The following is a 24,970-nucleotide window of genomic DNA, read 5'->3' as shown; positions in this document are numbered from 1 at the left end:
GCGCCGGTCACACTACTTACCCGGCAGGCGATATACGGATCGGTAGATGGGCTTGAGCGTTACACCGATCAAATCCGCGACCTCTTCCTCGACATGTTCGGAGCGTGCGGCCATCGCGGATTGGGCATTGACCGATAATCCTTTTTTCAAAGGCGTTATCGTCAGCACGAGTTGGTTATGGTTGGATTCAAGCAATGAAACGTAATCCTTAAGACTGACCTCCCACAAATCTCCATTGGCAAAGTTGTCGTCAACCAATGTATCACCACACCAAAGCCAGCCAACATCTCCACGATATCGAATTATCAACCGCAGATCCGCGATTTCTTCGCTTTGCCGACAACTGGACACAGTGATGACATAACGCGTGTTGCTTTTCCGATTCACGACAACCCTGTCAGCCAACCCGTCAAGACGCTCGGAAGACCTCTCTGCAATGATTTCGTTCAAAGAACCTTCAGACAACACCTGTATCGAGGGATTCCTATACGTCGATTCCGCAACAATCCTTCCCCGATACGGGTAGATCATCGTTGCATCGTTGACGATTGTGGAGCCATCTTCGGCCACAGAATCACAGGCATCTTCAAATACCAGCAAATCGCCATCACCGACGTTCATTCCTTCGGCAACGGCACGTGTCACACACAGTATCGATACCTGTGAAGCACCATTTGAAATCTCAAAACGCTGAATCGCGGGTTCGCTGTCGCAATGAACGGTTTTTCCGTCGCTGAAACGGAACCAGCAATCTTTCATGCCTTCAGGACGAAGGAAAACAAACGTGGGCTTTTCTTCGAACCCGGAGTGAACGACGGTAACAGGTTGGGCGGTGGCAGCCACCAATTTGACACCATCCAAATCCATGTTGAATGGCAGAATGCAGTTTTCTCCCGAGGCAAGACCGATATGCTCAAAAGTGGCGGTTGATCCATCAGCAAGAGCAAGCCTGATGTTTTCGTCTTCGACAGGATCCATCCGGGCATGATCCTGGAAGTTATCGATGTAGACAAAGCCTCTGTAACCATCAGTGCGCAAAGACCACCGCAATGATTCCATATCATCTTGCCGAATCGAGTACTGATCCGAAGGAATCACCGTCTGCAGAGGGCAAAGTTCATCAGCAAATGCCTGAGCAAAATAATGCAACGGCTTCAGACGTCGATAAGATTCGCGTATCTGTCCGAAAGCTCCCAACGAAGCCTGGAAATCGTAGGAAACTTTCGGAACCTGACTTTCATTGAGATACACATTATTATCAACCGGATTCGAACCGCCGTGGTACATGTAGTACCCGAGGAAATTGCATCCCGACCCCATCTTTACATTCGCCAGGGCATCAACGGATTTCATTGGCAAAATGAATCTGTACTTATACGAGCTGAACATACCACCACCCATTTCACAACAGGCATAGGGCATGGTTTCGGGATCATAGGACGGGTCAAATTCCTCGCCGCGCGGACAATCAGGCGAATGATAATCACGGTATAGATATTCATCGGTCAGTGGATGTTCGCCGCGCGCCTTATAAAACAACCAAGGCCGATACGGATATCCTCCCCACAAGGGTAAGGCGCTTTTGGGAGCCGGCGAACCTCCCCAGCCCGTCGAGGTATAGAAAGGAACATCAATCCCCTCTTCTTCAGCTATGGCTTGTAACGCCTTGATGTAATCAGCTCCATCAGCGCCAACAGGAACCCATTCGTCCGATATTCCCGTCGTCAGCTCCCAGGGAGCACCAGAGTGCATGTATTCATTATCAAGCTGAGCGGCAATGATGGGACCGCCATCCTTGAAATACAATCCTTCCAATTGCAGAGCAATATGCCGATATAGATCCCGCACCTCTTCAAGAAAGCCTTGATCAGTTGAACGGACTGCATATGGCTTGCCATAAAGCCAATCCGGAAGGCCGCCGTTGCGCACTTCTCCATGACAAAACGGTCCCAGCCGAACAATCACTCTGAGCCCGTGTGAACCGCAAAGTTCGACAAAATGCCGTAAATCGCGCCTTCCTGAAAAATCCCATTCATGATGGTGCTCTTCATGGTGATTCCAAAAGATATAGGTGGAGACAACATTGATGCCTCCTGCTGCCATTTTTGCCAACTCCCTGTCCCATCGTTCTTCAGGAAGACGAGAGTAATGGCACTCTCCGCAAATCGCGAAGAAGGGTTTACCGTTAACAGTCATATAGCCGTTGGTAAAACCTATGGAGCAACCATCCGGAGCGGTATCATATCCGCTTCGTGTCAATTGCAATGCAACGATGGGATTCGGTTCAAACCCACTCAGGTCATGAAAATGGATACTCATATTGATCGTCATTCCTTCAGAGGTTTATTCTTTGACGGCGCCTGCGGCGAGGCCGGACTGCCAGTACTTCTGCAGGAGCAGGAACGCGATCACGAGCGGGACGATGGTGACCAGGCTCCCGGTGATGACCAGGTTCTGGATGGCCTGCCCGCCCGCGGTGGAGGCCTGGTCCTTCCACTGGTTCAGGCCGATCGTGAGCGGGTACCAGTCCGCGTCCTTGAGCATGATCAGCGGCAGGAAGTAGTTGTTCCACGTCGCCACGATCGTGAACAGGGCCGTCGTGACGATGCCCGGCGCCAGGAGCGGCAGGGCGATCGTGAAGAACGTGCGCATCTCGCCCGCCCCGTCCACGCGCGCCGCCTCCAGCAGCTCGGTCGGCACGGCCTGCTCCGAGAAGATCCACATCAGGTACAGGCCGAACGGGCTGATCAGGCTGGGCAGGATCATCGCCCACGGCGTGTTCGTCAGCCCCAGCTTGGCGAACAGGAGGAACTGCGGGACCGCCAGCGCGATGCCCGGCACCGATATCGCGCCGATCACCACCGCGAACACGGCCTTGCGGCCCGGGAAGCGGAACTTCGCCAGCGCGTAGCCGCCCATGATCGCCAGCAATGTGGCCCCGCCGGCGCCGACCACCACGTAGAGCAGCGTGTTCAAAAGCCACCGGCCGAAGATCCCGTCCTGATAGGCGAACACCTCCCGCAGGTTGTCCCACAACGCGAACGTATGGCCGAAACCGAGGCCGAACGTCGAGGTGAAATCGGCCTGCGTCTTCGTGGCGTTGACCAGCAGGTAGACGAACGGGAACAGGCAGTACACCGCGAACACCGCCACCACGACCGTCAGCGGCCAGCTGCGGCGCGGGTTGTCCGGGTTGCTGAACCCGCTGCGCGCGCTCCTCTTCCGCTCGGCCGCCTCGTCACGCGCCACCCGGCGCCGGCGCACCCGCTCCGCCCTCCTGGCGGCACGCTCCTGCGCCCTCAGCTCCGCGGCCGACAGACGGCCGACACCCGATTCGGTCTGCATGCCCGTAACCCCGCTCATCTCATCTGCTCCTTCATGCTGTTGAGCTGCACCGCGTACGCCACCGCCATGGTGATGATCGCCATCACGATCGCCAAAGCCGCCGCATAGTTCGACTGCCCGCCCGTGAAGCTCAGGTTGTACGCGTACATGTTCGGCGTGTAATACGTCGTGATCGCGTTGCCCGGCACCATGTTCTGCATGATCGACGGCTCGTTGAACAGCTGGAAGCTGCCGATGATGCTGAAGATCACCGTGATCGCCAGGCTCCCCTTCAGCTCCGGCATCTTGATCCGCCGCACGATCTGCCACTCCGAGGCCCCGTCGATCGACGCCGCCTCGTACAAGGAATGCGGGATCGTCGACAACGACGAATAGAAGATCAGCATGTTGTAGCCCGTGAACTCCCACGTCACGATGTTGCCGATCGACGCCAGCAGCACCGACGGCTGCAACACGTCCAGATGCGTGCCCAGCCAGCCGTTCAGCGAACCCACCAGACCGTACTTCGCCCCGTACATGAACCCCCAGATCAGCGTGGAGACCACCGCCGGCACCGCATACGGCAGGAACGTCGAGATACGGAAGAAACGCGTGCCGTGCAACCGCATCGAATCCAACGCCAGCGCCAGCAAAGCCGACAAGGCCAGCATGATCGGCACCTGCACCAGGGTGAACAGCGTCACCCGCCACACCGAACCCCAGAACTGCCCGTCACGGAACAGACGCAGATAGTTCGCGAACCCCACGAACACCGCCCCCCCGATCATCCTCGTCTGGAAGAACGACAGATACACCGCATACACGATCGGCACGATGAACACGAACAAAAACACCACCACAAACGGCCACAAAAACTTCCAGCCACGCCAATCCACACGATGACCATTCACCGGCACCGAAACCGAATCTCCATCCTGCTTTGGAACCGAATCGTTTTCAAAGCTCATATCTCTCCCACCTTTGCCCACAAACCCTAACCAGCTACAACCAATCGTATTTGAAAACTGGCTTCGTCAGCGAACCTACCGAATACCATAGGATTCACGCTTCCGAAGCCAGTGCAAATTCGTTTCAACAGTAGTTTCGGCTACTTGTTGACCGAATACCCTTGTCCATTGCCATATTCGACAAGTTTGTCCTGATACTGCTGCAGAGCATTGGAAAGCTTGTCCTTCTTGGAATATGCGTTGGCGATGAAGTCGCCATAAATCGACTGGGCATAGGCGCTATAAGGCAGGAAGGTGAAATCGCTCACTTTATAGCCAGCGGCTTCGGAAAGCACCTGATTGACCTGCTGGCCTCCGAAGAACTCATCCTTCTTGTTCTTGAACGCATCAGAATCAAGAATCGACTTCAATGCCGGGAACGTGCCGGTGTCGGCCATGATCTGCGCACCCTTGCCATGGGTTTCGAACTCCACGAACTTCCATGCGGCTGCCTTGTTCTTGTTATCGCCCTTGGTTGGTATTACAAGTGCCGAACCGCCGTCCTCGGCACCCATCTTGCTTCCCTTCTCCCATTGCGGCATTGGCGCCACACGCCAGTTGCCCTTCTGGTCGGGAGCACCATTCTCAAGGTTGACGGGCATCCAGCCGCCAATCGCCAGAGAAGCATCGCTTCCGTCGTTGAGCGAACGGTTCCAATCATCGGTCCAATTGCCGACCTTGGTGTTCACCAGATCTTCATCGATGAGCTTCTGCTGGAAGTCGACCACTTTCTTGATCGCTTTGTCCTTGACCGTGAGATTGAGGGTCAGGTTCTCACCATCCACCTTCACGGGGTTGGCACCGGCCTGCCATATCATCGCGTTGAATTCGCTGTAGCTGTCCTTATTGCCAGAATTGTTGGTGATGAAGTATTGATCGCCGAGCGCATGAATCTTTTGAGCATCCTCATAATATTCATCCCATGTCTGCGGCGGATCGGAAATCCCGGCTTTGTCAAAAATTGCCTTGTTATAGAAGAACGCCATAGGACCGGAATCGATGGGCATGCCGAACGGCTTGCCCTCCACCTGCAGTTTTCGCCAGGCTCCTTGGGAATAGTCATCGGCGAATTTCTCTGCCTTGTATGCACTCAGATCATCAATGCTCTTGCCGATGGCGAACTGGGCCACATCAGTGCCCTGCAGCATACTGACATCGGGGATGCCCTTACCAGCGGCAACGGCGTTCTGCAGGCCTGTCGCCGTTTCCGATGCGGTTCCTGTACTGGTGTATTTCACCTTGACCTTCGGATACGCCTTTTCGAAGCCTTTGACGAGCTGATCCATGCCTTCGCCCCAGCCCCAAACGGTGATCTTGCCGGAAACATCCTTGTCGTTCGCTCCGGAAGACGATCCCTTGCTGGAATTTCCGCAACCTGCCATCGGCACCAACATGGCAACCGAAGCGGCAATCGCCATCACCTTTACCATCTTCTTCATTTCTACCTCCTTGTAGTTGCGGGAGCTGGACAACTCCCGTATCTCCCATTTACTGTAACTCGAATTTGTTTTCTCTCCTCCTTAAATTTTGCTCTAACATAGTGAAAAGTTGCTCTATCCGATCAATTGAGCATTGAATCAAATGCCGAACCGGTCCACGTCAGATCAATGTATGCCGACGCTCAAGATCGTCAGCAAACAAATTCGCCTGTATATGGCTCGGGTCGAGAGCCAAAGCCTGCGAAAGGAAATCTTCGGCCTTTTGCTGATTGCCAAGGCCTATATATGCCAGCCCCATAAGGTAGAGGCAATGGACACGGTTCATCTTCTGGTAATCGTTGTCGAAGATAAGGAAATCAGGCAGGGAAACCGCGAAGTAATCCATGGTGAACTCATCGTCAAGATGCTGCTCACCGTAGTCGAGCAGACGGTAGAACCGGGCGTTGGCAGCTCCCCGCTCCCCAAGCTTTTTGTGCGCAAGTCCTTGGAAAAGGATCATTTCGGCCGGCTGGTCGTTATAATACATGGCCCCTTTCACCTCATCGGGACCGACCGTTGCCTGCCGCAATTGGCAAGTCGAAGCCTTTTGATCACCCAAATGCGAAGAGACGATTCCCAGATAGTAATGGATGTCGTTGTCCTTCTGCCCCTCAAGCTTGCCTTCACCCAGATTATGGGGGTAGGTCAAGGCCTGTTCCAGCAGTTCCTTCGCCTTTTGCCATTGGCCCGCCGCCATGGCGTCTTTGGCGAGCAGGGTCAACGAGATACGATACTGGCCTGTGACTTTGCCCTCGCCTCCTTCCCACGGGTGGAAACGACGTTGACCCATGAGCCGGTAGGCCAAGTCACAGTGACCGGTCTGATTCAAAACCGTCAGATATTCGATGGTGAGGTCGTCGCGACTGGCGACAACATCGGGATGCCGTTCAAAGTCCTCCAATCGTTGGCCGTATGTCCAACCAATCTTGCGATGAAGCTGGTCACATTCCAAAAACACCTTGGCATCGGATTGATCAAGCCTGTAGGCTTCCTCGATCTCCTTTTGTGCCGATTGGGCGTCGCCCCGTTTATTGAAGTAGGCCAGCGCGAGGTTGCGGTGAACGGTGGGGAAAGCAGGGTCCAAATCCCGTGAATGTTCCCAAAGACCGATCGCCTTCTCCGACAGCGTCTTGTCATAGTAAAGGCAGCCGAGATAGTACGGGGCCTTGCTTTCGTCGGTTGTCTGCATGGCAGCCGAAAGCGGGGCGATGTCCTCCAGCTTGTTCGGGAAGCAATAGTCACTCGGGGCGGCCTGCGCGGCACGGAATGCTTTTTCGGCTTCTTTCGTACGACCCGATTGCTGAAGATAATAACCTTGATAATATCTGACCATCGGCTGGTTCTTATCACTGTGTGCAAGCACATCCAAAGCCTCGTCCAATGCGCCGAAAAATGCATAGTCGCGCGCGGTCTGCAGATAATTCTGGTAGAAGCCCCTCATCGAATTTGCCAGCCTCGTGGAATCCGCACCAAGCAGGACCGCCTCGTAGCCAGAGACGAAATCGAATTCGTTGAGTTTAAGATTGGCCTCGGCTTGCCGCAAGGCATCCTCCTGCCGACCCAGCTTTCTCAACGTGTACGTCTTAAGCGCGCGAGCCTTGATATTCATGGTGTTTCGGGTCAGCGCCGAGTCCGCATATTCCAAGGCGTGAGCAAAATCCCCGCGTCTGGCGGCGATGGCAGCCATATAGAACAACGCGCGTTCCTTCTGGGCATCGTCCCAAGTCGCTTTGTAGAAGGCATCGAACGCCTTGTCGCAATCACCTTGATAAAACAGCGAAACCCCAAGGTTATAGTATGGCTCGCAATCGTAAGGCCGGGCGTTTCTCAAGGTCAGACGTTTGATCGCCTTGCGGAAATGACGCTCGGCGTCACTGAAATCACCACGGCGAAGGAGCAGACGGCCATAGGCGTTGTTGATACGAGCGTCCATCGGATCACGTTTGAGCCCTTCAAGATAATACGGATCCGGCCTATATGTGGCGTGACGGTACTGCTCAAGATGCAGACCCGTGAGCAGCAGCTCCTCATTGGTCGCTATTTTCTCCGGCAGGTCGGCGGCCTGGGCCGGAGCGGGCATTTTCGCAATCGTTTCCGGAAGCGGGGTGTAAGACACCAATTCCCGTCCGCCCGCATCGCACACGCGAACCGTTATCTCGCTTTTGGCCATGCCCTGTGTTTTGAATTCCGCGGTGAACACATCGTTGGGGCCGAGGGTCGCACGGCGGAAGAACAAGTCTTCCCCGCCTTTGCTTCTCACCGTTACGGTGGCATCCTTGAAAACCTGCGTCGCGTATACCGTCACCCTGCCCTGCGAGCCGGAGAGCCCTTGGGCCTCGACGCCCTCCTTCTCACCGGCGGCACCCAGAACATCCTCGGGCCCGACCTCAAGGTTCACAGCCGCATCGACACTGGCGTTTTTGACCTGGCCGACGGCTTTATACGGCATGAAATACTGCGTGAACGTCTTGCCTTCAAAAGGTTTCAGCCAGCTGAAATCCGGCTGGTTGTCGGTGAACACGCCGGTCATCAATTCCACATACGGGCCGTTGGCATCAGTCAGGTTGCGGTCCCAAGCCTTTCCAAAATCACCGCATCCCCATGTCCATTGCTTTTTACCTGGGGAAATATGATGGTCGGCGACATGCAGGATGCCCGCACCTTTGCCGAAATCGTAACCGCCGACGAAGTCGTAATCCGAGTGTGCGGCCATATAGCTTGTGGGGACGGGAATGTTCTTGTAACGGCCGATATCGACACCGTCGGAATAATCGTGCTTGTAATAGACACCGGTCGCAATCGGATAGCGGCTCACGGCTCGCTTGCCGTGATCCATCACCGCCGTGACGTCTGGTGGCATGATCGTCTTGGTATGTTCGTTGACGGGAACCGCAGGATTCGCCCACCACAGAAAACTTTGGGGAAGCGACGTACCGTTATAAAGCTGAGCCGATATCTCGATATAGGCCTTGCCCGGGTGCAATGCGATTTTTGCCGTCACCTGCGTGCCGTACATCTGATCGGTATCGTGGCAGAGTACCGCTTTGCCCCCGTCGGCCAGATCCTCGATTGAGTAATCGACAGGCAGATATGTGGTGGGACGGTGGTGCTGCGGCCAATTGAACTCGATTCCCCCGGAAATCCAAGGGCCAAGCAGCCCTACCAAAGCAGGTTTGATGACTTCGTTGCGATAGACGAAATCGTAGCCGTTGGTCTTGTCCGTCGCATACTGAATCCGCCCGCCAAGTTCGGGCAGCACGGTCACTTTGAGGTATTCGTTTTCGATGATGACGGCCTTGTACGTCTTGTCATGGCATTCGTCATTGATCGTCTCGATGACGGGATATGGGTAGACACGGCCTGAGCTGCCCTGATAGACACGCTTCTCTATGAATTCCGGGTTCCTGTCCGGTTGGCCGACTTCATAAGTAGGAATGATGAGCGTCGTATCTTCAATGGTCACTGACATTTCTATCCCGCTTCCCTGTCTATCCGTAACTTCTTTGTATTTACGAACTTGCTCCAGTATAAAGTCGAGAAATGGTTTGTAAACATTAAAAATTGTCCTAGAATATAAAATAATTGCTATTAAACCAGCATCATGGAGCCGCAATGAAGCCAGCTGAACGCAACATCGACAACAATAGGTCGGACTTTTACATCTACACGCCGAGCAGAACGGCGACGTCGACCTTCTTCTATCCGCTGCGCATCGGCCTGTTCCGCTACGAAAGCGGATATCGGCAGGAACGCAGCTCATTTGACAGTTTCCTGCTGATGTATATCAGAGACGGCACATTCACCATCTCGACGCACGAAGGAACCCAGATTGCGCGAAAAGGCGATTTCGTGTTGCTGGATTGCTACCGATTCCACTCCTATGAGACCAGAACCGGATGCGAGGTTCTTTGGCTCCATTTCGACGGAACCATGTCAAGGCCATATTTCGATCTCATTCACTCAAGACTCGGCACTGTTTTCATCATCAAAAACCCAAACCGTGCGCTGACCAGGATGTCGAATATCATCGATGTCTTTCATTCTCAATCCAGGATTTCTGAAGCGCAAATGTCGAAATACATCACCGATATCCTTACCGAACTTGTCATCGGCACCGAAGAACAGAAAAATACGAAGCAACGCAAGCCGCACGATATCGACGACGTACTCACGTTCATCGCCTCGAACCTCGAAAAACCGCTCACCGTCACACAACTCGCGCAGAACGCGTTCATGAGCGAATACCATTTCATACGGGTATTCAAAAAAGAAACAGGCTATACACCTCACGCCTATCTCCTCGACGCAAGAATGCATGCCGCAAAATACCGGCTGATCAATTCCAACATCCCTTTGAAACAGCTGTGCGCGGAGTGCGGATTCTCGGACACCAGCGCCTTCTGCGCCCTGTTCAAACGGAAAACGGGAATGTCGCCCATGGAATTCCGCAACAGGAGCATGATCAAGGAATGAACCATCAAATCGCAAAATCACAACGCGACTGCAATCACACTTTCAGCGGCGCAGATGATACCGATGTCCAGCCGGAGCCGAAGGAATTCATCATCGCCAACGCAAGCACAGGGATGAAGGCGTTGCTGACGGATTACGGTGCCAGATTGATGGCCCTGTATGTGCCGAACCGTGACGGAACACCGGTCGACGTCGCGCTTGGGCTGGGTGATGCCAAACAGTATGAAAACGACGAAAGCTGTATGGGGGCTATCATCGGCCGAAACGCCAATCGCATCAAAGACGCACAATATTCGATAGGCAGCCATCGATACGTTCTAGATGCCAATGAAAACCGCAACAGCAACCACAGCGGGCCGAACGGATACGAACGCAGAATCTGGGATTGCACGAAAGCAGATGGCCGATCTCTCACCTTCAGTTTGTTCAGCCACGATATGGATCAATGTCACCCGGGAAACTTCCGTATCAAGGCATGTTATACCCTGATGGACAACAATGAACTGCGACTGGATATCGAAGGCGTCGCCGACAAGGCGACCATCGCAAACCTCACGACCCACATCTACTGGAATCTGGAAGGGGAAGGACAAGGAACCATCGATAATCATCTGTTGCATATTCCGGCCACAGGATATCTGCCGACCGACGCACAGTTCGTGCCTTTGGCTGGCGGCGCACGACCCGTCGCAGGAACGCCGATGGATTTCCGTTCACCCATTGCCATAGAGAAGGCGCAAAAACGCGAAACCCGTAACGAGCAATTGCGAATCGGGCACGGATACAACCATACGTTCGTATTCGAGCAAGCCGCAGATAAGGGGCAGCGGAAAACACGGAAATCGAATCAGACTGCTGAGACCGATACAGGGGCCGAGAAAAGAAACATCCGCCCGGCTGCAACCGAATATGTGCGCGAAGGATCCCACGATATTCCCGCGCAACGTCTTCTGGCACAGGTCCGGGCACCACAATCAGGAATTGGCATGAACGTCTACGCCAATTCCCCATGCATTCTGCTCTATACCGCCGGTTTTCTTCCTCCCATGCTCGGCAGAGACGGACACCACTATCAAGCCGCAAGCGGGTTATGCCTCGAACCGGGCTTCGCTCCGAACGCAATCAACGATACAACCCAAATCAGCCCGATTCTCCAAGCCCAAGAACACTACCGGCTCAATGTAAGATACCAATTTTTCGACGAATAGCAGACAGCAAAACAGAAGCCGACGCTCCGACTGGGAGTTATTGTAAAACGATAATAATTACATAAAGGCAATGAGTGGGGCCTCAGGGGCTTGAACCCTGGACCGACGGATTATGAGTCCGCTGCTCTAACCGACTGAGCTAAAGCCCCACGTTGGCAAAACCAACTTACCTACTTTATCAAACGCTCTGACCAGTGATTCGCCGGCGGGTTCGAACATCCGTATCGGACATTGGTAAGGCAATGAGCCAAAACACCGAATCATGCCATCTTCCGCCGCGGCGACAAGAACTGTATCGCTGAAGCAAAACCAGATGCGCCGAATCCTATTTTCTGCTTCTCACCGCGCGGCCGGAGGCAAAACGGTCCAACGCGCCGGTTTTGGCGATGGCAAGGTAGAGGAACCAGCTCATCACCCCGGCAATGAGTATGCCACCGATGATTTCGCAGGTCATATGGGTCAGGCCTCGCGGACTGACCAGGGCAACACCCTGCAAACGTGTGAGCAGAACATAAAAACCATATTCCACCGCCGTCAGAGCACCGGAGGCGACGCTCAGGGGCAGATTGAACTTCCGGTAACGGAAAATCGCGAAGGGGACCTCCGCAAACAATCCCTGTAAAAGCGCCGAAAGAAAGACGAAAGTAAAGGAATACTGATTGCCGAACAGCGTTTCGGTCAGGCTGCCGATGATATCGACGTACATCGCGGCACCGGGTTTGCGGATGATGAGCAGCGCCAGCGGACCGGAGAAATACCAAAACGCGTGAAACAGGCTGGTGATGCCGGGAAGGACGGCGCGAAGCAGCGGGGCGATCCACGCATAGGCGAAATTAAATCCCCAGAAGAAAACGCCACAAGCCACACCAAGTGCCGCGCCAAGGGCGATGTCCGCAGCACGCCAGCGCAAACGCGAAACCGAAACGACTATGGGCTTGGAAGCGGGTTGGGAGAAGGACCTGGATTCAAGTTCGGTTTGGGCCTTCGTTGGTTGGGAGGGTGCCGAAGACCCGTGAACGTTTGAAGTAGTCATTAAAGAAGAATCCGACGACAAAGAAGCCTCGGATTGCGCGGAAACGTATCGTCCGAAATCCGTTTGTCCGTTCGATTTCTGATCCGTTCTCGGTCTGTTTTCGTTCGCGGATTGATCCGTATCATTCGGGAATTTGGTATTGGGGGCAGAGTCGTCCACAGTAGTTCCTTGCATTCAAACTGTGCACAGCGTGTTAACCTCGACGCCCCTTGACCTGCACAGTTCGGGCGGAGACGCCAACCGCCACTCTATCAGCATCGGTTTTGCCGGCACACCCTCCGTGCTATCGACGCTGGTTATGGCCTACCCAAAATCGTTGGCCCTTCTTGGAAAATCACGGAAACCAAGAATCGAAAAGTAATCATGTATACATACCAAGCGAGCCATGGCAGAACGGCTGACGCTACCTTCAGGAGTTCATGAACGCAAGCGGATTGTCTATGAACCTGCGCAACCCCACTTTCGCCGCCCCCAAAAGCGCGGGCCGGGTATTGACGTCGGGCAGCAACACCCGTGGCTGCACCTCGGGATAACTCAATATCTGCAATTCAAGCTCATGACTGAGCCTGCGGGTCAGCGTCTTTCCGAACCTGTCCCAGAGACCGCCCAGAACGACCGTATCGATATCAAGGATATTGATGGACGACGCAAGCACGGATGTCAAAGCACGCACCGCCCGGTCGACCGCGGCTACGGTGCGGTCGTCGTGCGCCTTGTAACGGGCAAGCACCTCGTCCACCGCTTCCATTCGTGTCGAGACCCCGGGATCGGCGACGCCGGAAGCCTCCACCAAGGCCTTGCGCCCGGCGTACATTTCCAGGCATCCGCAACGTCCGCAGGTGCATTGCGGCCCGTCAAGCGCGACAGAGACGTGGCCGAGCTCGCCGGCGAACCCGGAATCACCGCGGTCGACCTGGCCATGCCGAACCACGGCTCCGCCGATGCCGATATCCGTGGAGATATAGATGAACGAGTCGGTCGGGCCCACCACGCTTTTTCTGTTTCGCGGTGTGGCATACCCCGGTATCTGCGCCAAAGCGGCCAGATTCGCCTCGTTGTCGACCAGCGCATCCAGCCGTTTGACCACGTTGAACCGCGAAAGCTCCAATTGCTTCCAACCAAGATTTTTGGCGGACAACAGCATCATATCGTCGGTGACGAGTCCGGGAAGCGCCAGCACGGTACCGACGAGACGTAAGCCCTTCTTGCCGATTTCCTGCTCGCCGACGCTCACGAGCTTGTCAAGCTGGGCGAAGACCTCATCGGGATCGCTGGCCTCCATAGACCGGCTCACCCAACGTTCGGCCACCACGGAACCGTCAAGCGCCAGCACGATGAAGCCATATCCATCGGTATTGATCTGCAGCCCTATCGAGCAGAAGCGCCGGCCGGAAATATTCAACGGAGTACTGGGCCTGCCGTAGGTCGTGCCCGCGGAAACCGGCGTCCCCTCCTCAAGAGCATCGGAAGAGACCAGCATGGGCACCAGAAGCGACATCGTGGCTTTCGTCAGCCCCGTGGCCTTCGCAAGCTTGGCACGGCTCATCGGCTTGGGCGATTGGAGCAGCGTGGAGAGGACCACCGAAAGATTGTGATTACGCAAATCATCCTGATTGATACTTTTCAGCGCCATAACCGCCTCTTTCTAAACAATATGTTCACTGTATCAGCCGGGACGAAATACCGCGCGCAACCATGGCTCAGATCGTCGCCTTCCCGTTCCGGTTATTTCAATGGTTATCCCTAGGACACGAATGGTCATCCATCATATTTTGGCCCTGTCCTTGCACGGCCGATATCTTCGATACACGATTGTGAAAACCGCAGAAACACGGTACCATTGAAATAATCTATTGATTTAACTAATATGGCCGGTATAATCCACAAATGGATTGTCAGTAGACTCGTTTCAAACGCGGCAGTACAGGCACGTAGCGGTGTCCGGCGTAACCAGAAAGGCAGGAATGATGATCGAGCAACAATCACAAAGCGGTTCCGTTCACCAGACGTTGGTGGCAGGAATCGACACCTCGACACAATCGACCAAGGTCCGCGTCACCGACGCCGATACAGGCGAACTCGTGCGCTTCGGGCAGGCCAAACACCCCGACGGCACCAGCGTCGATCCGGAATACTGGTGGCAGGCTTTTCTTGAAGCCAGCAAACAGGCCGGCGGCCTTGACGATGTGTCGGCCTTGGCTGTCGGCGGCCAACAACATGGCATGGTGCTGCTCGACAAACGCGGAAGGGTGATTCGTGACGCGCTGCTTTGGAACGACACGCGTTCGGCGCCGCAGGCGCAAAACCTCATCACGCGGCTTGGAGCGCCGGAACGTACCGGCGAGGACGAGCCGGAAGACGTGGTGGCACGCGGCAGACAACGTTGGGTGAAAGCTGTGGGTTCGTCGCCCGTCGCCTCATACACATTGACCAAGCTAGCCTGGGTGGCCGAAAACGAGCCGGAAAACGCGGCAAGAATCGCGGCGATCTGTCTGCCGCACGATTGGCTCAGCTGGCGCATCGCAGGCTTCGGACCGGTGGAGGCTGGCGAGGACGCCCATCTGGATGCTCTCTTCACCGACCGTTCCGACGCTTCGGGCACCATCTACTTCGATTCCGCCAACAACATCTACCGCTACGACCTGATCGAGATGGTTCTCGGCCGTCGTGATGTCATCCTTCCCAAGGTCCTCGGTCCTCACGACAGCGCACCGGTCAAGGCGGCTTCCGCCGTCGCCGGCGCGTCCGTCGATGGCGGCTGCCTGATCGGGCCCGGCGGCGGTGACAACGCCATGGCATCGCTTGGCCTGGGCATGTCGGTGGGTGATGTGAGCGTATCGCTCGGCACGTCGGGAGTGGCAGCAGCCATCGCCGAAAACCCGGTGTACGATTTGAGCGGCGCGGTCTCCGGTTTCGCCGATTGCACCGGACACTATCTTCCGCTGGCCTGCACCATCAACGGCTCACGCATCCTCGACGCCGGTTGCGCGGCACTGGGCGTGGATTACGACGAGCTGGGACGGCTCGCCCTTGAGGCCGAACCCGGTGCGGGCGGCCTTACCCTGGTCCCCTATTTTGACGGCGAGCGCACCCCGAACCGTCCGGACGCCAATGCGACACTGAGTGGCATGACACTCGCCAACACCACCAAACAGAATTTCGCCCGTGCTTTCGTCGAAGGCCTGCTCTGCTCGCAACGCGACTGCCTGGAAATCATCAAGGGGCTCGGCGGCAGCGTCAAGCGCATCCTCCTGATCGGCGGCGGCGCGAAGTCCGAGGCCGTACGCACCCTGGGTCCGGCGATTTTCGGGATGAGCGTCACGCGTCCGGCCACCGACGAGTATGTCGCCATCGGCGCCGCCCGCCAGGCCGCGTGGGTCTTGGGCAAGGACGAGAATCCCCCGCAATGGAACCTCAAGATCGACGGTACCGAAACAGCCGAGCCGACCCCGCAGGTCTATGAGGCCTACGTGAAGGCACGAAACTAAAAGCCTTTCATCAGACACCATAAGCAAACAGGATTGTCGCGTTCTCGTCTTTTGGAAGACCACGGCAATCCTGAACTATAGAAGAACTTCAACAACGTTCGCCAAAACCGAGAAACAGGAACATACCCGTCCCCTCCGTTGCGGGTTTATCAGCCCTTGCTCGGAAGAATCAGCTCCAGTATCTTTTCCCACTCGACCACAAAATCCATACCTTCCAGGTTGTGCAGCCAACGGAATTGCAGGCCATCCATCGCAGCCAAAACCTGCCTGGCCGTCTCTTCCGGATTTTTCGCACCATCGCGTTTACTGGCTATCGCATATTCTTCAAGCACGCTCTGCTCACGATTCATGAAAAACTCATGAGCGGGATGGTTCTCATTAAGGGACTCGGCCTGAAGCAAGGTATAGAGACGCACAAATTCAACCCGCTTGGTGTTCACCTTTGCCGTAGCAATGGTCAGATCGTGGATACCTACCGGATATTCCCTTCCGATGGTATGCACTTCATACAAATCCTTCTTGATCCCCAGCTGCTTCGCGATGTCGTTGCTGACCATCCTGTCGTTGTATTCCACTACGGCAAGGAGAAGTTTCTCCTTGGATCCGAAGTGATAGAGGACTCCGGCTTCCGTGATATGTTCCGCTTCCGCCACCTCGCGTATAGTCAATCCCCAAAAACCATAATTCGATATCAGAGAGCTTGCAGTGCGCAGAATACTGGTCTTGCGCTGTTCCTTTGTCATTTTTTGGGCTGAACTACGCCGAGGCATGCCGAGTCCTTTCAATAGTGAAATATTAGTGCCATAGTAGCTCTCCCCATCAGATGAGAATAGAGGGGAATGAATGACACCGACATTCAAACCCCTCTATCGTACCTTTCCCCCACTAACTATTTAGTGAAACCGGCGGTGAGGCCTGCCACCATCTGCTTTCTGCCCACAATGTAGGCTGCGAGAATCGGCAGGACGGAAATCACGACAGCGGCCAGAATACCCGGGACGTCGACGGTGAACTGCCCTTGGAACTGCCAGAGCGAAAGCGGTATGACCCTGTTCTTGGCACTTTGCGTCAAAATCAAGGGGAACAGGAACCCATTCCACACATTGAGCGCATCGTAAATCGAAACGGTGATCAGCGCCGGTTTGACCATGGGAATGGCCAGACGCACCATGATCGAGAACTCAGAGGCTCCGTCGACCTCCATCGCCTCGAACAGGGACGAGGGGATGTCGCGTAGGAAATTGACCAGGATCATGACGGTAATCGGTATGGCGAAGGCCGCCGACGGCAAGATCAACGCCCACAAGGTGTCGTACAGACCGATTTTGATGATGATGTAGTAGATCGGGATGATGGTGGCCTGCATGGGAATCGCAAGACCGGAAATGACCAGTTTGTACGTTCTGCGAGACCATACATCCGTACGACGGATGATGAGATAGGCGGCCGGGATGGTCACCGCGAGAATCAGGATCACCGTCACGAGCGTGACGATCACCGAATTGCGCACATAGAGCAGGAAGTTGTTCTGGAATACGCGCTGGTATGCCGAAAAGGTGACATGTTTGGGAATCGAGAGCGGATTGTCGCTGAAAATGGCCATCTGGTCGCGCAGAGACGTGATCACGATGTAGTAGATCGGCACGATGATGATGAAGAGCCAGATCCAGCCGAGCAGCCCGCCGATGATATTGTAACGTTTGTGTCCAATGGTTATCATGATCAGACGCCTTCCATTTGACTTTCCATTTTGTCGGACCCTGAAATCTTGTTGAGCAACTGCGAGATCACAATGCCCAGCACCAGAATGATGACGCCGACCACGCTTGCACCACCCATGTCATAGCTGCTGAACCCTCGGATGTACATATCCAACGGCAGGATTCGCGTCGAGTTGGCAGGCCCGCCACCGGTCATCACATAGACCAAGTCGAAGTAGGTCAACGAGCCGACGATCATCAACGTCGAATCCGTGGCGAAGGTGTATTTCAGCTGCGGCAAGGTGATATTGAAGAACTGCCTCAATGTTCCCGCTCCATCGATTTCCGCAGCTTCATAAAGGCTCGCGGGAATCTGGCGGACCGCACCCTGATAGAGCAGCGAGTGCAACGGAATGAAGCACCACGAGACGACCAGGATCAGCACCCACAGCGCGGTTTTGGGGTTACCCAGGAAATTCTGCTGAAGCCATGGCCACCCGAAGGCCTTGCCGATGCCGTATTGCGGATCGAGCAGGTTTTTGAACGAAATCGCGACCGCCGTCGAGCTGAACAGCAGAGGCAGGAAATAGAATACGGCAAGGAAGGAACGATAATGTTGTTTTCCAGCCATGAACACGCCTAAAAGCACCGACAGAATCGTCTGGAGCACCCAGCTGACCACCGTCAGGATAATCGTGAGTTTCAGACCGCTGAACACCAACGGATCGGCCAGCATGCGTTTCCAGTTGCCCAATCCGTTGAAAGTCACAGCCCCCAAACCGTCCCAATTCATAAACGAAAGAATCACCACGCCAAAAAGCGGAATGACCGCGAAAATGCCGAACAAGACCAATGCCGGAACCGCGTACCACATGGAAGGACCAACCCTCACACCCGAACGGTGTTTGGTTTTCCCGGTGCTTCTCGCGGTGTCGCCATCCTCCAATATTTTTTTACGTCCCAAAATTTCTCCTTCAATCGGAATCATCATCGATTGACGTTCCGGCGGGCATCACTGCCATACCCGCCGGAACACGAACCGAAGTCCGTCACTTGATGGTTGCGTTCATCTTTTCGACGAACTGGTCAGGAGTCTGCGAAAGCAGGAACACCTGTTCAAGATTGTTGAGCACCGCTTCGGCCTGGGCGCTGGGCAACGCCTGATCCCAGGAAAGCTGGAACGCAGGGGTGTTGGCCATGGCGTCATAGACCCACGTGTAGAACCCAATCTTGCCATCTGCGGCCTTGACCTTGCTTTCGATGTTCTTCACCGGTGGAACAGCGCCGATCTTGAGCATCTGATCGACCATCGAGCTGCTGTAGGTGGTGTCTTTCAGGAAGGCGATGGCGCTCTTCTGCTGCGAGGCCTTCGCCTTGGAAGAGACCGACCAGTAATTGGTGAGATTGCCGGTCAAATCCTTGGGGTCGCCTTTGCCGTCCTTCACGGAGGGGAAAGGAGCGAAGGCAAGCTGGGAATCGGCGAAGTCCTTTGAAAGGGCCTTGAAATCAGGGAAAGTCCACGAACCCATCAGCTCCATTCCGGCGGTTCCGTTGACGATCATCGAGGTGTCCTTGCGATCGTCCGCGGTCATCGACGAATACACATTGCCGAAGGCTCCGGCCTTGACCAGTTCCTGAATCATGGTCATCGCACGCGTGATAGCGGGATCGCTCCAAGCCCCTTTTTCACCCTTTTCCACCCTCTGGAAGACTTCAGGGCCACCGATGCGATCGACAAGATACGACGCCCACATGAGATATGGCCATTGGCTTCCGCCAGCCAAAGCGATCGGGGTCTTGCCGGCGGCCTTGAGCTTGGCGACGGCGTCAAGCAGTTCGTCCCAGGTCTTGGGAGCCTGTTTCACGCCCGCGTCGGCAAGCACTTTCTTGTTGATATAAAGCACCACGGGCTGAACGCCTTGGGTGGGGATGCCGTACAGTTTCCCGTCGATATAGCCTTCGTCGGCAACGGCTTTGAAGACCTTCGACTTGACCGTCGAATTCAGATCCTTGCTGACATCGGTGATCTCGCCGGCTTTGGCATAATCCCTCAAGGTCGCGCCGCCCCAACTGTAAATCATCGTTGGTGCATTACCCGCGCCGACCGAGGTGCGGATCTTCTTTTTATAGGAATCGTTGGCGAAGTATTCGGCATTGATCTTCTGGTCGGAATGCTTGCTGTTCCACTGCTCGACAGCCTGCTTCGTCGGGCCGAAGTTGTTGTCGCTGATGCCCCACATGGTCGCGCCATCGCTGGAAGCGGATCCCCCTCCCGGAGTCGATCCGCAACCGGCCATGCCGACCAGCATCGATGCCGCTGCAATGAGAGCTGTAATTTTACCCGTTGTCTTCATCTTGCTCCTCCTCGAGTCAAAACAAACTGCTTTAGACCCCCACAACGATGGGGTCGCGCTCACCTTGAGCACAAAAACAGTATATACTTAATGGTTATTAAGTGCAAATTAATAAGTGATATGTTGTATGATGTAATCGTCGTATAGAGATGCACCGGCATGACTTCCGTCCTAGATGGAACATCCCACAACGAAGTGCAGATTATCGAAAGGAATATATATGGTATCCGCAGCAACTCACCCGACCACTCTCCACGTTTCGGCCGACGCCGGATCGCCGGCGGACGGATCGGAACTTCATCCGTTTGCCCGTATCCAGGAAGCCGCAGACATCGCCTTGCCGGGCGACACCGTCTTGGTGCACGGCGGCATGTACCGCGAAAGGGTCAATCCCCGAAACGCCGGGACCAGCACCGCGCGCATCACCTACGAAGTGGCGAAAGGCGAGCACGCAGTCATTTCCGGTGCCGAAAAGGCCAGCACTTGGCAGGCCGATGGCGAAGGTATCTGGCACATCGAGGTTCCGAACACCCTGTTTGGCGACTTCAACCCCTACGCACAACCTTTGGAAGGCGACTGGCTGGTAAGCCCGGACCCGGACGATTGGCAGCTGAGCCTCGGCGACGTCTATATCAACGGCAAGTCAATGTATCAGGCCCGGACCTATGAAGACATGGCCAAAGCAGAACGCCGGGCATACGGCCCCGGGCCAGACTGGGTGAAGATCGATCTGTCCATCCCCCACGCCGACGACACCGTTTACCAGTGGTATGCGCAAGTCAACGCAGACACAACGACGATCTGGGGCAATTTCCACCAGCTTGACCCCAACAAGGAATCCACGGAATTCAACGTCCGCAAGGAGTGCTTCTACCCCGACAAGACAGGCATCGGCTATATCACCGTTCGCGGCTTCGAGCTGTGCCAGGCGGCCTGCCCCTGGGCCCCGCCGACCGCAGACCAGCCCGGGCTCATCGGACCGCATTGGAGCAAGGGCTGGATCATCGAAGACAACGACATCCACGATGCCAAATGCAGCGCCGTAAGCCTTGGCAAGGAAGCCTCCACCGGCGAGAACGAATCGTATCTGGGAGGCCTCAAACCCGGCTACCAATGCCAGCTCGAAGGCGTGTTCCGCGGCCGCCATATCGGTTGGGACAAGGAGACAGTCGGGTCGCATATCGTACGCAACAATGTCATCCACGACTGCGGGCAGAACGGCGTGGTCGGCAACATGGGCGGGGCGTTCTCGACCATCGAGCACAACAAAATCTACAACATCGGCATCAAATACGAGTATTTCGGCCACGAAATCGCGGGTATCAAGCTTCATGCGGGCATCGATGTGCGGCTGATCAACAACGATATCCACGATTGCATCCTCGGCACCTGGCTCGACTGGCAGGCCCAGGGCACCAGGGTGACCAGAAACGTCTACCACGATAACGTCCGCGACTTCATGATCGAGGTGACGCACGGCCCGTGCCTGTTCGACAACAACATCTTCGCCTCGGACTATAACTTCGACAACGCGGCCCAAGGCAGCGCCTTCGTCCACAACATTTTCTGCGGATCGACCAGAAAAATCACCGTTCCGGACCGCTTCACGCCCTATCATTTGCCGCATTCGACAAAACTGCTTGGAACCGCCTGCGTCTACGGCAACGATGACCGCTTCTATCAGAATGTCTTCACCGGATCTGCCGTGCTACCAGGTACCGATACCCGCGGCACGGAAATCTACGACGGCGCACCGGCCAGCACGCAGGAATTCATCGAGCGGGTGCACGCCATGGGCGGCGGAGACGTCGATATATTCGAGCAGGTCCCGCAGCCTGCCTATATCGATGGCAACGCCTACTACAACGGCACTAAACATTACAACCGTGAAGAGCACAGCTACAGTAGCAGCGAAGCAATCGACATCGCCATCGAAGAAAAGGACGATGGAAGCGTGTGGTGCTCGCTTTCCGTTCCGGAGACGCCGAACGTCCGAACCTCGATTGTGGATACACAGCTACTGGGCACACCGCGTATCACAGGCGAAGCCTACGAGAACCCGGACGGAAGCCCGTTGAAAATCGATACCGACATAGCCGGCAATCCTCGCGGCGAACATCCGGTTCCGGGGCCGTTCGCGAATTTGGATACCGCAAAAGATGGAATCCGCGTGTTCTGATCCCGACAAATCAGGGTTGAACGTCGGGAAAGCCGGTATCTGGTCTAGTCCAGATGCCGGCTTTCTTATCAACGAGGCGAATCTGTTTCCTCTACCGAAAATGCACCGCGCTCTTTACGCTTGCTCTTTACGTTTGATTCATCCAAACGCTGCAGCCATAATCACGTTTGATTCATTCTGCTGCCGCAGCCATAATCACGCTTCGTCCGTCTCGCCTGTGGCCGCTTTCCATTCATCTGCACTCCAGTCCTTAGGCACCTGGCGAATCACCTTGCAGGGGTTGCCGACCGCAACGCTGTCGGCGGGAATGTCGCGGACGACCACGGAACCGGCACCGATGACACAGTTGTCGCCGATCGTCACGCCCGGGCAGACCACCACATTGCTGCCGAGCCAGACGTTGTTGCCGATGGCCACGTCCTCGTTGTGCTGCCAGCCTTCCAGCCGCGGCTTGATGGGCACCGCGTGATTGGGCGTGCAGATACTGCACCGCGTGCCGATCAGGCAGTCGGAGCCGATGGATATCGGCCCTCCCCCGACGATCAGCAGATCCATGTTGATGAACGTCCGCGCTCCGATTTTCAGCCCAAGCCCATAATCCAGATGGATCGGCGGCCGGAAGTCGACACCCTCCTCCGCCCCCGGCACCAGCTTGCGGAATAGCCGCATCGCCTCGTCCGGATCGTCGAAATAGATCCGGTTGATCTTCGCGCAGGTCGATTGCGATTGCCAGGTCAGCTTCGGCAGAATCTCGGACTTGCGATATTGCAGCCATTCATCGTCGAACAGTCTCGCAAAGTCAGGGTGTTTCGCTTTCAGCTCTTCGACTTCGTCTTCCATGGCGCTTTGATTCCTCGCAATCGTTATCTCTTCACGGACATCCTGCCGCAATCGGTACTTGCTATGCCCATGCGAGTCCTGATTCTTCTTGGCATCACCAATATGATATTGTTTTTCATCCTTTAAGTCAAACGAATTAATTATATACGAAATGCCCTAGACGTCTGGTCTCACAGAGAACTCCGACTTGCCTAAACCCCTCTCGACCGAACGCAAGCCATGGCCGCATGGGGGAATCAAGCTGCGAATGCCCCGACTCAGGCATCAATTTAGGTGAAATTCCAACGATTGAATTGGTATAAAACAATTTGGGTACCGAGCAGAATTCACTCGGTACCCAAATTCTTGGAACTGTCTCAATCAGATCGTTATCACCTGACGCACATTGGCGTTGCTTCACAGGTCCTGCGCGGCGAAGAGCGCGCCGGGAGCGTTGGTCTTGTCGAAGTGGTCGGCGGTGACCAAGAGCTTGTCGTTGGTGAACGCCATCTGGCCCAGACGCGACATCTCACGGCCATAGCCGGAGAGCTTCACGCCGCCGAACGGGATGTCAGGCAGCGAGGCGAGCGGGGTGTTGACGAACATCATGCCCGTGTAGACCTTCGCGGCCACCTCGGCGCCATGGTCCTTGTCGCCGCAGAAGAGCATACCGCCCAGCCCATAGGGGTTGTCGTTGGCGACCGCGATGGCCTCTTCTTCGCTGTGGACCTTGTAGATCGCCGCCACCGGACCGAACATCTCGGTCTTGTAAGCCGGGTTGTCGGGGGTGATGTCGGTGAGGACGGCCGGACGGAAGAACTGGCCCTTCGAATCGATCTCCGGGAACTGGTAGGCGATCTTCGCGCCCGCAGCCACGGCCTCGTCGAACTGATTCTGCAGCTTCTCCTTGGCGCGCTTCGAGTTCATCGGGGCGATGGTGGTCTTGGGATCCATCGGGTCGCCAGGGGTGACCTTGGAGAAGGCCTCGACCATATCGTCGACGAAGCGGTCGTAGACGTTGTCCATGACGATGAAGCGCTTGGCCGAGGTGCAGACCTGACCGGCGTTGTAGAGGCGGACGCGCCACGCGATGTCGGCGAGAGCGTCCATGTCCGCGTCACCCAGAACGATGAACGGATCCATACCGCCCAGCTCCATGGTGCTCTTCTTCAGCGCCTTTCCTGCGGCACCCGCGACGGCGACGCCGCCACGCTCGGAGCCGGTGAGCGCCGCCCCCTGCACGCGCGGATCCTCGATCGCCTTGGTGACCTGATCGTAGGTCAGGAACATGTTGGTCAGCGCACCCTTGGGGGCTCCGGCCTCCTCGACGACCTCGCAGAACCGCTTGGCCGAGGTCGGGGTATTGGAAGCGTGCTTCAGGATCATCGTGTTGCCCAGCATGAAGTTCGGCGCAAACACACGCATGATTTGATAGTACGGGAAGTTCCAAGGCTCCACCATCACCACGACGCCGACAGGCTGGTGCAGCACCTGTGCATCTCCGGCGACGATACTGTCGAGCTTGTCCGGCTTCAAGAGATCCTCGCTGTGATCGGCGAACCAATCGGCGATGATCGCGCACAGCTCGACCTCACCGGCGGACTCCCCCACCAGCTTGCCCATGTCGACCGTGCAGATCTCGGAGAGTTCGTCGGACTTCTCGCGGAAGAGCTCCGCGACCTTGTGCAGGATCTTGGCGCGCTCGGCGATCGGCTGACTCAACATGTCATGGAAGGTCTTGTCGGCCAACGTGATCGTGTCCTGCAACTCCTCATCGGTTGCGAACGGATACTCCTTTACCAATTCGTTGGTATATGGATTGACGGTTTGATAAACCATAGCTACCTCCTTGTAGGTGTTTATTTATCATACTACAAAGGTGTATCCAGAGAAAATTCGTCCAGCGT

At 55.6% G+C, this 24,970-nt stretch carries 17 protein-coding genes and 1 tRNA gene; 4 read left to right on the top strand and 14 right to left on the bottom strand.

What is annotated here, in order from left to right; all coding sequences use genetic code 11:
- Positions 1-12: 12 nt before the first annotated feature.
- From OZX75_RS01275 to OZX75_RS01255, 5 genes are all read right to left on the bottom strand, one after another.
- Complete coding sequence (locus tag OZX75_RS01275) at positions 13-2,319, bottom strand: beta-galactosidase (protein WP_277146455.1); 2,307 nt, start codon at positions 2,317-2,319, stop codon at positions 13-15.
- Between the two features lie 24 nt (positions 2,320-2,343).
- Positions 2,344-3,345, bottom strand: a complete 1,002-nt coding sequence (locus tag OZX75_RS01270) for a carbohydrate ABC transporter permease (RefSeq protein ID WP_277147571.1) — start codon at positions 3,343-3,345, stop codon at positions 2,344-2,346.
- Between the two features lie 14 nt (positions 3,346-3,359).
- Complete coding sequence (locus OZX75_RS01265) at positions 3,360-4,292, bottom strand: carbohydrate ABC transporter permease (protein ID WP_277146454.1); 933 nt, start codon at positions 4,290-4,292, stop codon at positions 3,360-3,362.
- Between the two features lie 140 nt (positions 4,293-4,432).
- The gene (locus OZX75_RS01260) at positions 4,433-5,770 is read right to left on the bottom strand and encodes an extracellular solute-binding protein (protein WP_277146453.1); all 1,338 of its coding nucleotides are present in this window, start codon (positions 5,768-5,770) and stop codon (positions 4,433-4,435) included.
- Positions 5,771-5,930: 160 nt separating this feature from the next.
- The gene (locus OZX75_RS01255) at positions 5,931-9,278 is read right to left on the bottom strand and encodes a DUF5107 domain-containing protein (protein WP_277146452.1); all 3,348 of its coding nucleotides are present in this window, start codon (positions 9,276-9,278) and stop codon (positions 5,931-5,933) included.
- Between the two features lie 143 nt (positions 9,279-9,421).
- On the opposite strand from OZX75_RS01255, the gene OZX75_RS01250 reads away from it, so the two are divergent.
- Positions 9,422-10,282 (top strand): AraC family transcriptional regulator, encoded by an 861-nt coding sequence (locus OZX75_RS01250; protein WP_277146451.1) that lies wholly within the window; start codon positions 9,422-9,424, stop codon positions 10,280-10,282.
- Positions 10,279-11,490, top strand: coding sequence for an aldose epimerase family protein (locus tag OZX75_RS01245; protein WP_277146450.1), 1,212 nt, complete (start codon positions 10,279-10,281; stop codon positions 11,488-11,490). The genes OZX75_RS01250 and OZX75_RS01245 overlap by 4 nt, the downstream gene beginning before the upstream one ends.
- A gap of 75 nt (positions 11,491-11,565) precedes the next feature.
- Here OZX75_RS01245 and OZX75_RS01240 read toward each other — a convergent pair.
- From OZX75_RS01240 to OZX75_RS01230, 3 genes are all read right to left on the bottom strand, one after another.
- Positions 11,566-11,639: transfer RNA gene (locus OZX75_RS01240), tRNA-Ile, on the bottom strand.
- A gap of 176 nt (positions 11,640-11,815) precedes the next feature.
- On the bottom strand, positions 11,816-12,523 hold the full coding sequence (locus tag OZX75_RS01235; RefSeq protein ID WP_277146449.1) for an ECF transporter S component: 708 nt from the start codon (positions 12,521-12,523) through the stop codon (positions 11,816-11,818).
- Positions 12,524-12,932: 409 nt separating this feature from the next.
- The gene (locus tag OZX75_RS01230; RefSeq protein WP_277146448.1) at positions 12,933-14,156 is read right to left on the bottom strand and encodes an ROK family protein; all 1,224 of its coding nucleotides are present in this window, start codon (positions 14,154-14,156) and stop codon (positions 12,933-12,935) included.
- Positions 14,157-14,490: 334 nt separating this feature from the next.
- Between OZX75_RS01230 and OZX75_RS01225 the strand changes: the two genes are divergently transcribed.
- Positions 14,491-16,011: a xylulokinase gene (locus tag OZX75_RS01225; protein ID WP_277147569.1), complete on the top strand. Its 1,521-nt coding sequence runs from the start codon at positions 14,491-14,493 to the stop codon at positions 16,009-16,011.
- Between the two features lie 149 nt (positions 16,012-16,160).
- Here the strand turns inward: OZX75_RS01225 and OZX75_RS01220 are convergent, their stop codons facing one another.
- From OZX75_RS01220 to OZX75_RS01205, 4 genes are all read right to left on the bottom strand, one after another.
- Entirely contained in the window at positions 16,161-16,754 is a 594-nt protein-coding gene (locus OZX75_RS01220; protein ID WP_277146447.1) for a TetR/AcrR family transcriptional regulator, read from the bottom strand.
- Positions 16,755-16,900: 146 nt separating this feature from the next.
- Entirely contained in the window at positions 16,901-17,731 is an 831-nt protein-coding gene (locus tag OZX75_RS01215; protein WP_277146446.1) for a carbohydrate ABC transporter permease, read from the bottom strand.
- Between the two features lie 2 nt (positions 17,732-17,733).
- Positions 17,734-18,675: a carbohydrate ABC transporter permease gene (locus OZX75_RS01210; RefSeq protein WP_277146445.1), complete on the bottom strand. Its 942-nt coding sequence runs from the start codon at positions 18,673-18,675 to the stop codon at positions 17,734-17,736.
- Positions 18,676-18,760: 85 nt separating this feature from the next.
- A complete protein-coding gene (locus tag OZX75_RS01205; protein ID WP_277146444.1) occupies positions 18,761-20,065 on the bottom strand; it encodes an extracellular solute-binding protein in 1,305 nt (434 codons plus the stop codon).
- Positions 20,066-20,285: 220 nt separating this feature from the next.
- Here OZX75_RS01205 and OZX75_RS01200 point away from each other — a divergent pair, with 220 nt between their 5' ends.
- Entirely contained in the window at positions 20,286-22,244 is a 1,959-nt protein-coding gene (locus OZX75_RS01200; protein ID WP_277146443.1) for a right-handed parallel beta-helix repeat-containing protein, read from the top strand.
- Positions 22,245-22,439: 195 nt separating this feature from the next.
- Here the strand turns inward: OZX75_RS01200 and OZX75_RS01195 are convergent, their stop codons facing one another.
- Both OZX75_RS01195 and OZX75_RS01190 read right to left on the bottom strand, forming a co-directional pair.
- Positions 22,440-23,084, bottom strand: coding sequence for a sugar O-acetyltransferase (locus OZX75_RS01195; protein WP_277146442.1), 645 nt, complete (start codon positions 23,082-23,084; stop codon positions 22,440-22,442).
- 396 nt (positions 23,085-23,480) lie between these two features.
- Positions 23,481-24,902: an NAD-dependent succinate-semialdehyde dehydrogenase gene (locus tag OZX75_RS01190; RefSeq protein ID WP_277146441.1), complete on the bottom strand. Its 1,422-nt coding sequence runs from the start codon at positions 24,900-24,902 to the stop codon at positions 23,481-23,483.
- Positions 24,903-24,970: the final 68 nt, after the last annotated feature.

Source organism: Bifidobacterium sp. ESL0800, assembly GCF_029395355.1.
Taxonomy (GTDB): domain Bacteria; phylum Actinomycetota; class Actinomycetes; order Actinomycetales; family Bifidobacteriaceae; genus Bifidobacterium.
The sequence above is the reverse complement of the archived record's forward strand: the minus strand, read 5'-3'. Positions and strand labels throughout refer to the sequence as shown.

Bases quoted from the DNA above. Each gene is read 5' to 3' on its own strand.
- OZX75_RS01275 (WP_277146455.1), bottom strand. From the start codon at position 2,319: ATGAGTATCCATTTTCATGACCTGAGTGGGTTTGAACCGAATCCCATC.
- OZX75_RS01270 (WP_277147571.1), bottom strand. From the start codon at position 3,345: ATGCAGACCGAATCGGGTGTCGGCCGTCTGTCGGCCGCGGAGCTGAGG.
- OZX75_RS01265 (WP_277146454.1), bottom strand. From the start codon at position 4,292: ATGAGCTTTGAAAACGATTCGGTTCCAAAGCAGGATGGAGATTCGGTT.
- OZX75_RS01260 (WP_277146453.1), bottom strand. From the start codon at position 5,770: ATGAAGAAGATGGTAAAGGTGATGGCGATTGCCGCTTCGGTTGCCATG.
- OZX75_RS01255 (WP_277146452.1), bottom strand. From the start codon at position 9,278: ATGTCAGTGACCATTGAAGATACGACGCTCATCATTCCTACTTATGAA.
- OZX75_RS01250 (WP_277146451.1), top strand. From the start codon at position 9,422: ATGAAGCCAGCTGAACGCAACATCGACAACAATAGGTCGGACTTTTAC.
- OZX75_RS01245 (WP_277146450.1), top strand. From the start codon at position 10,279: ATGAACCATCAAATCGCAAAATCACAACGCGACTGCAATCACACTTTC.
- OZX75_RS01235 (WP_277146449.1), bottom strand. From the start codon at position 12,523: ATGACTACTTCAAACGTTCACGGGTCTTCGGCACCCTCCCAACCAACG.
- OZX75_RS01230 (WP_277146448.1), bottom strand. From the start codon at position 14,156: ATGGCGCTGAAAAGTATCAATCAGGATGATTTGCGTAATCACAATCTT.
- OZX75_RS01225 (WP_277147569.1), top strand. From the start codon at position 14,491: ATGATCGAGCAACAATCACAAAGCGGTTCCGTTCACCAGACGTTGGTG.
- OZX75_RS01220 (WP_277146447.1), bottom strand. From the start codon at position 16,754: ATGACAAAGGAACAGCGCAAGACCAGTATTCTGCGCACTGCAAGCTCT.
- OZX75_RS01215 (WP_277146446.1), bottom strand. From the start codon at position 17,731: ATGATAACCATTGGACACAAACGTTACAATATCATCGGCGGGCTGCTC.
- OZX75_RS01205 (WP_277146444.1), bottom strand. From the start codon at position 20,065: ATGAAGACAACGGGTAAAATTACAGCTCTCATTGCAGCGGCATCGATG.
- OZX75_RS01200 (WP_277146443.1), top strand. From the start codon at position 20,286: ATGGTATCCGCAGCAACTCACCCGACCACTCTCCACGTTTCGGCCGAC.
- OZX75_RS01195 (WP_277146442.1), bottom strand. From the start codon at position 23,084: ATGGAAGACGAAGTCGAAGAGCTGAAAGCGAAACACCCTGACTTTGCG.
- OZX75_RS01190 (WP_277146441.1), bottom strand. From the start codon at position 24,902: ATGGTTTATCAAACCGTCAATCCATATACCAACGAATTGGTAAAGGAG.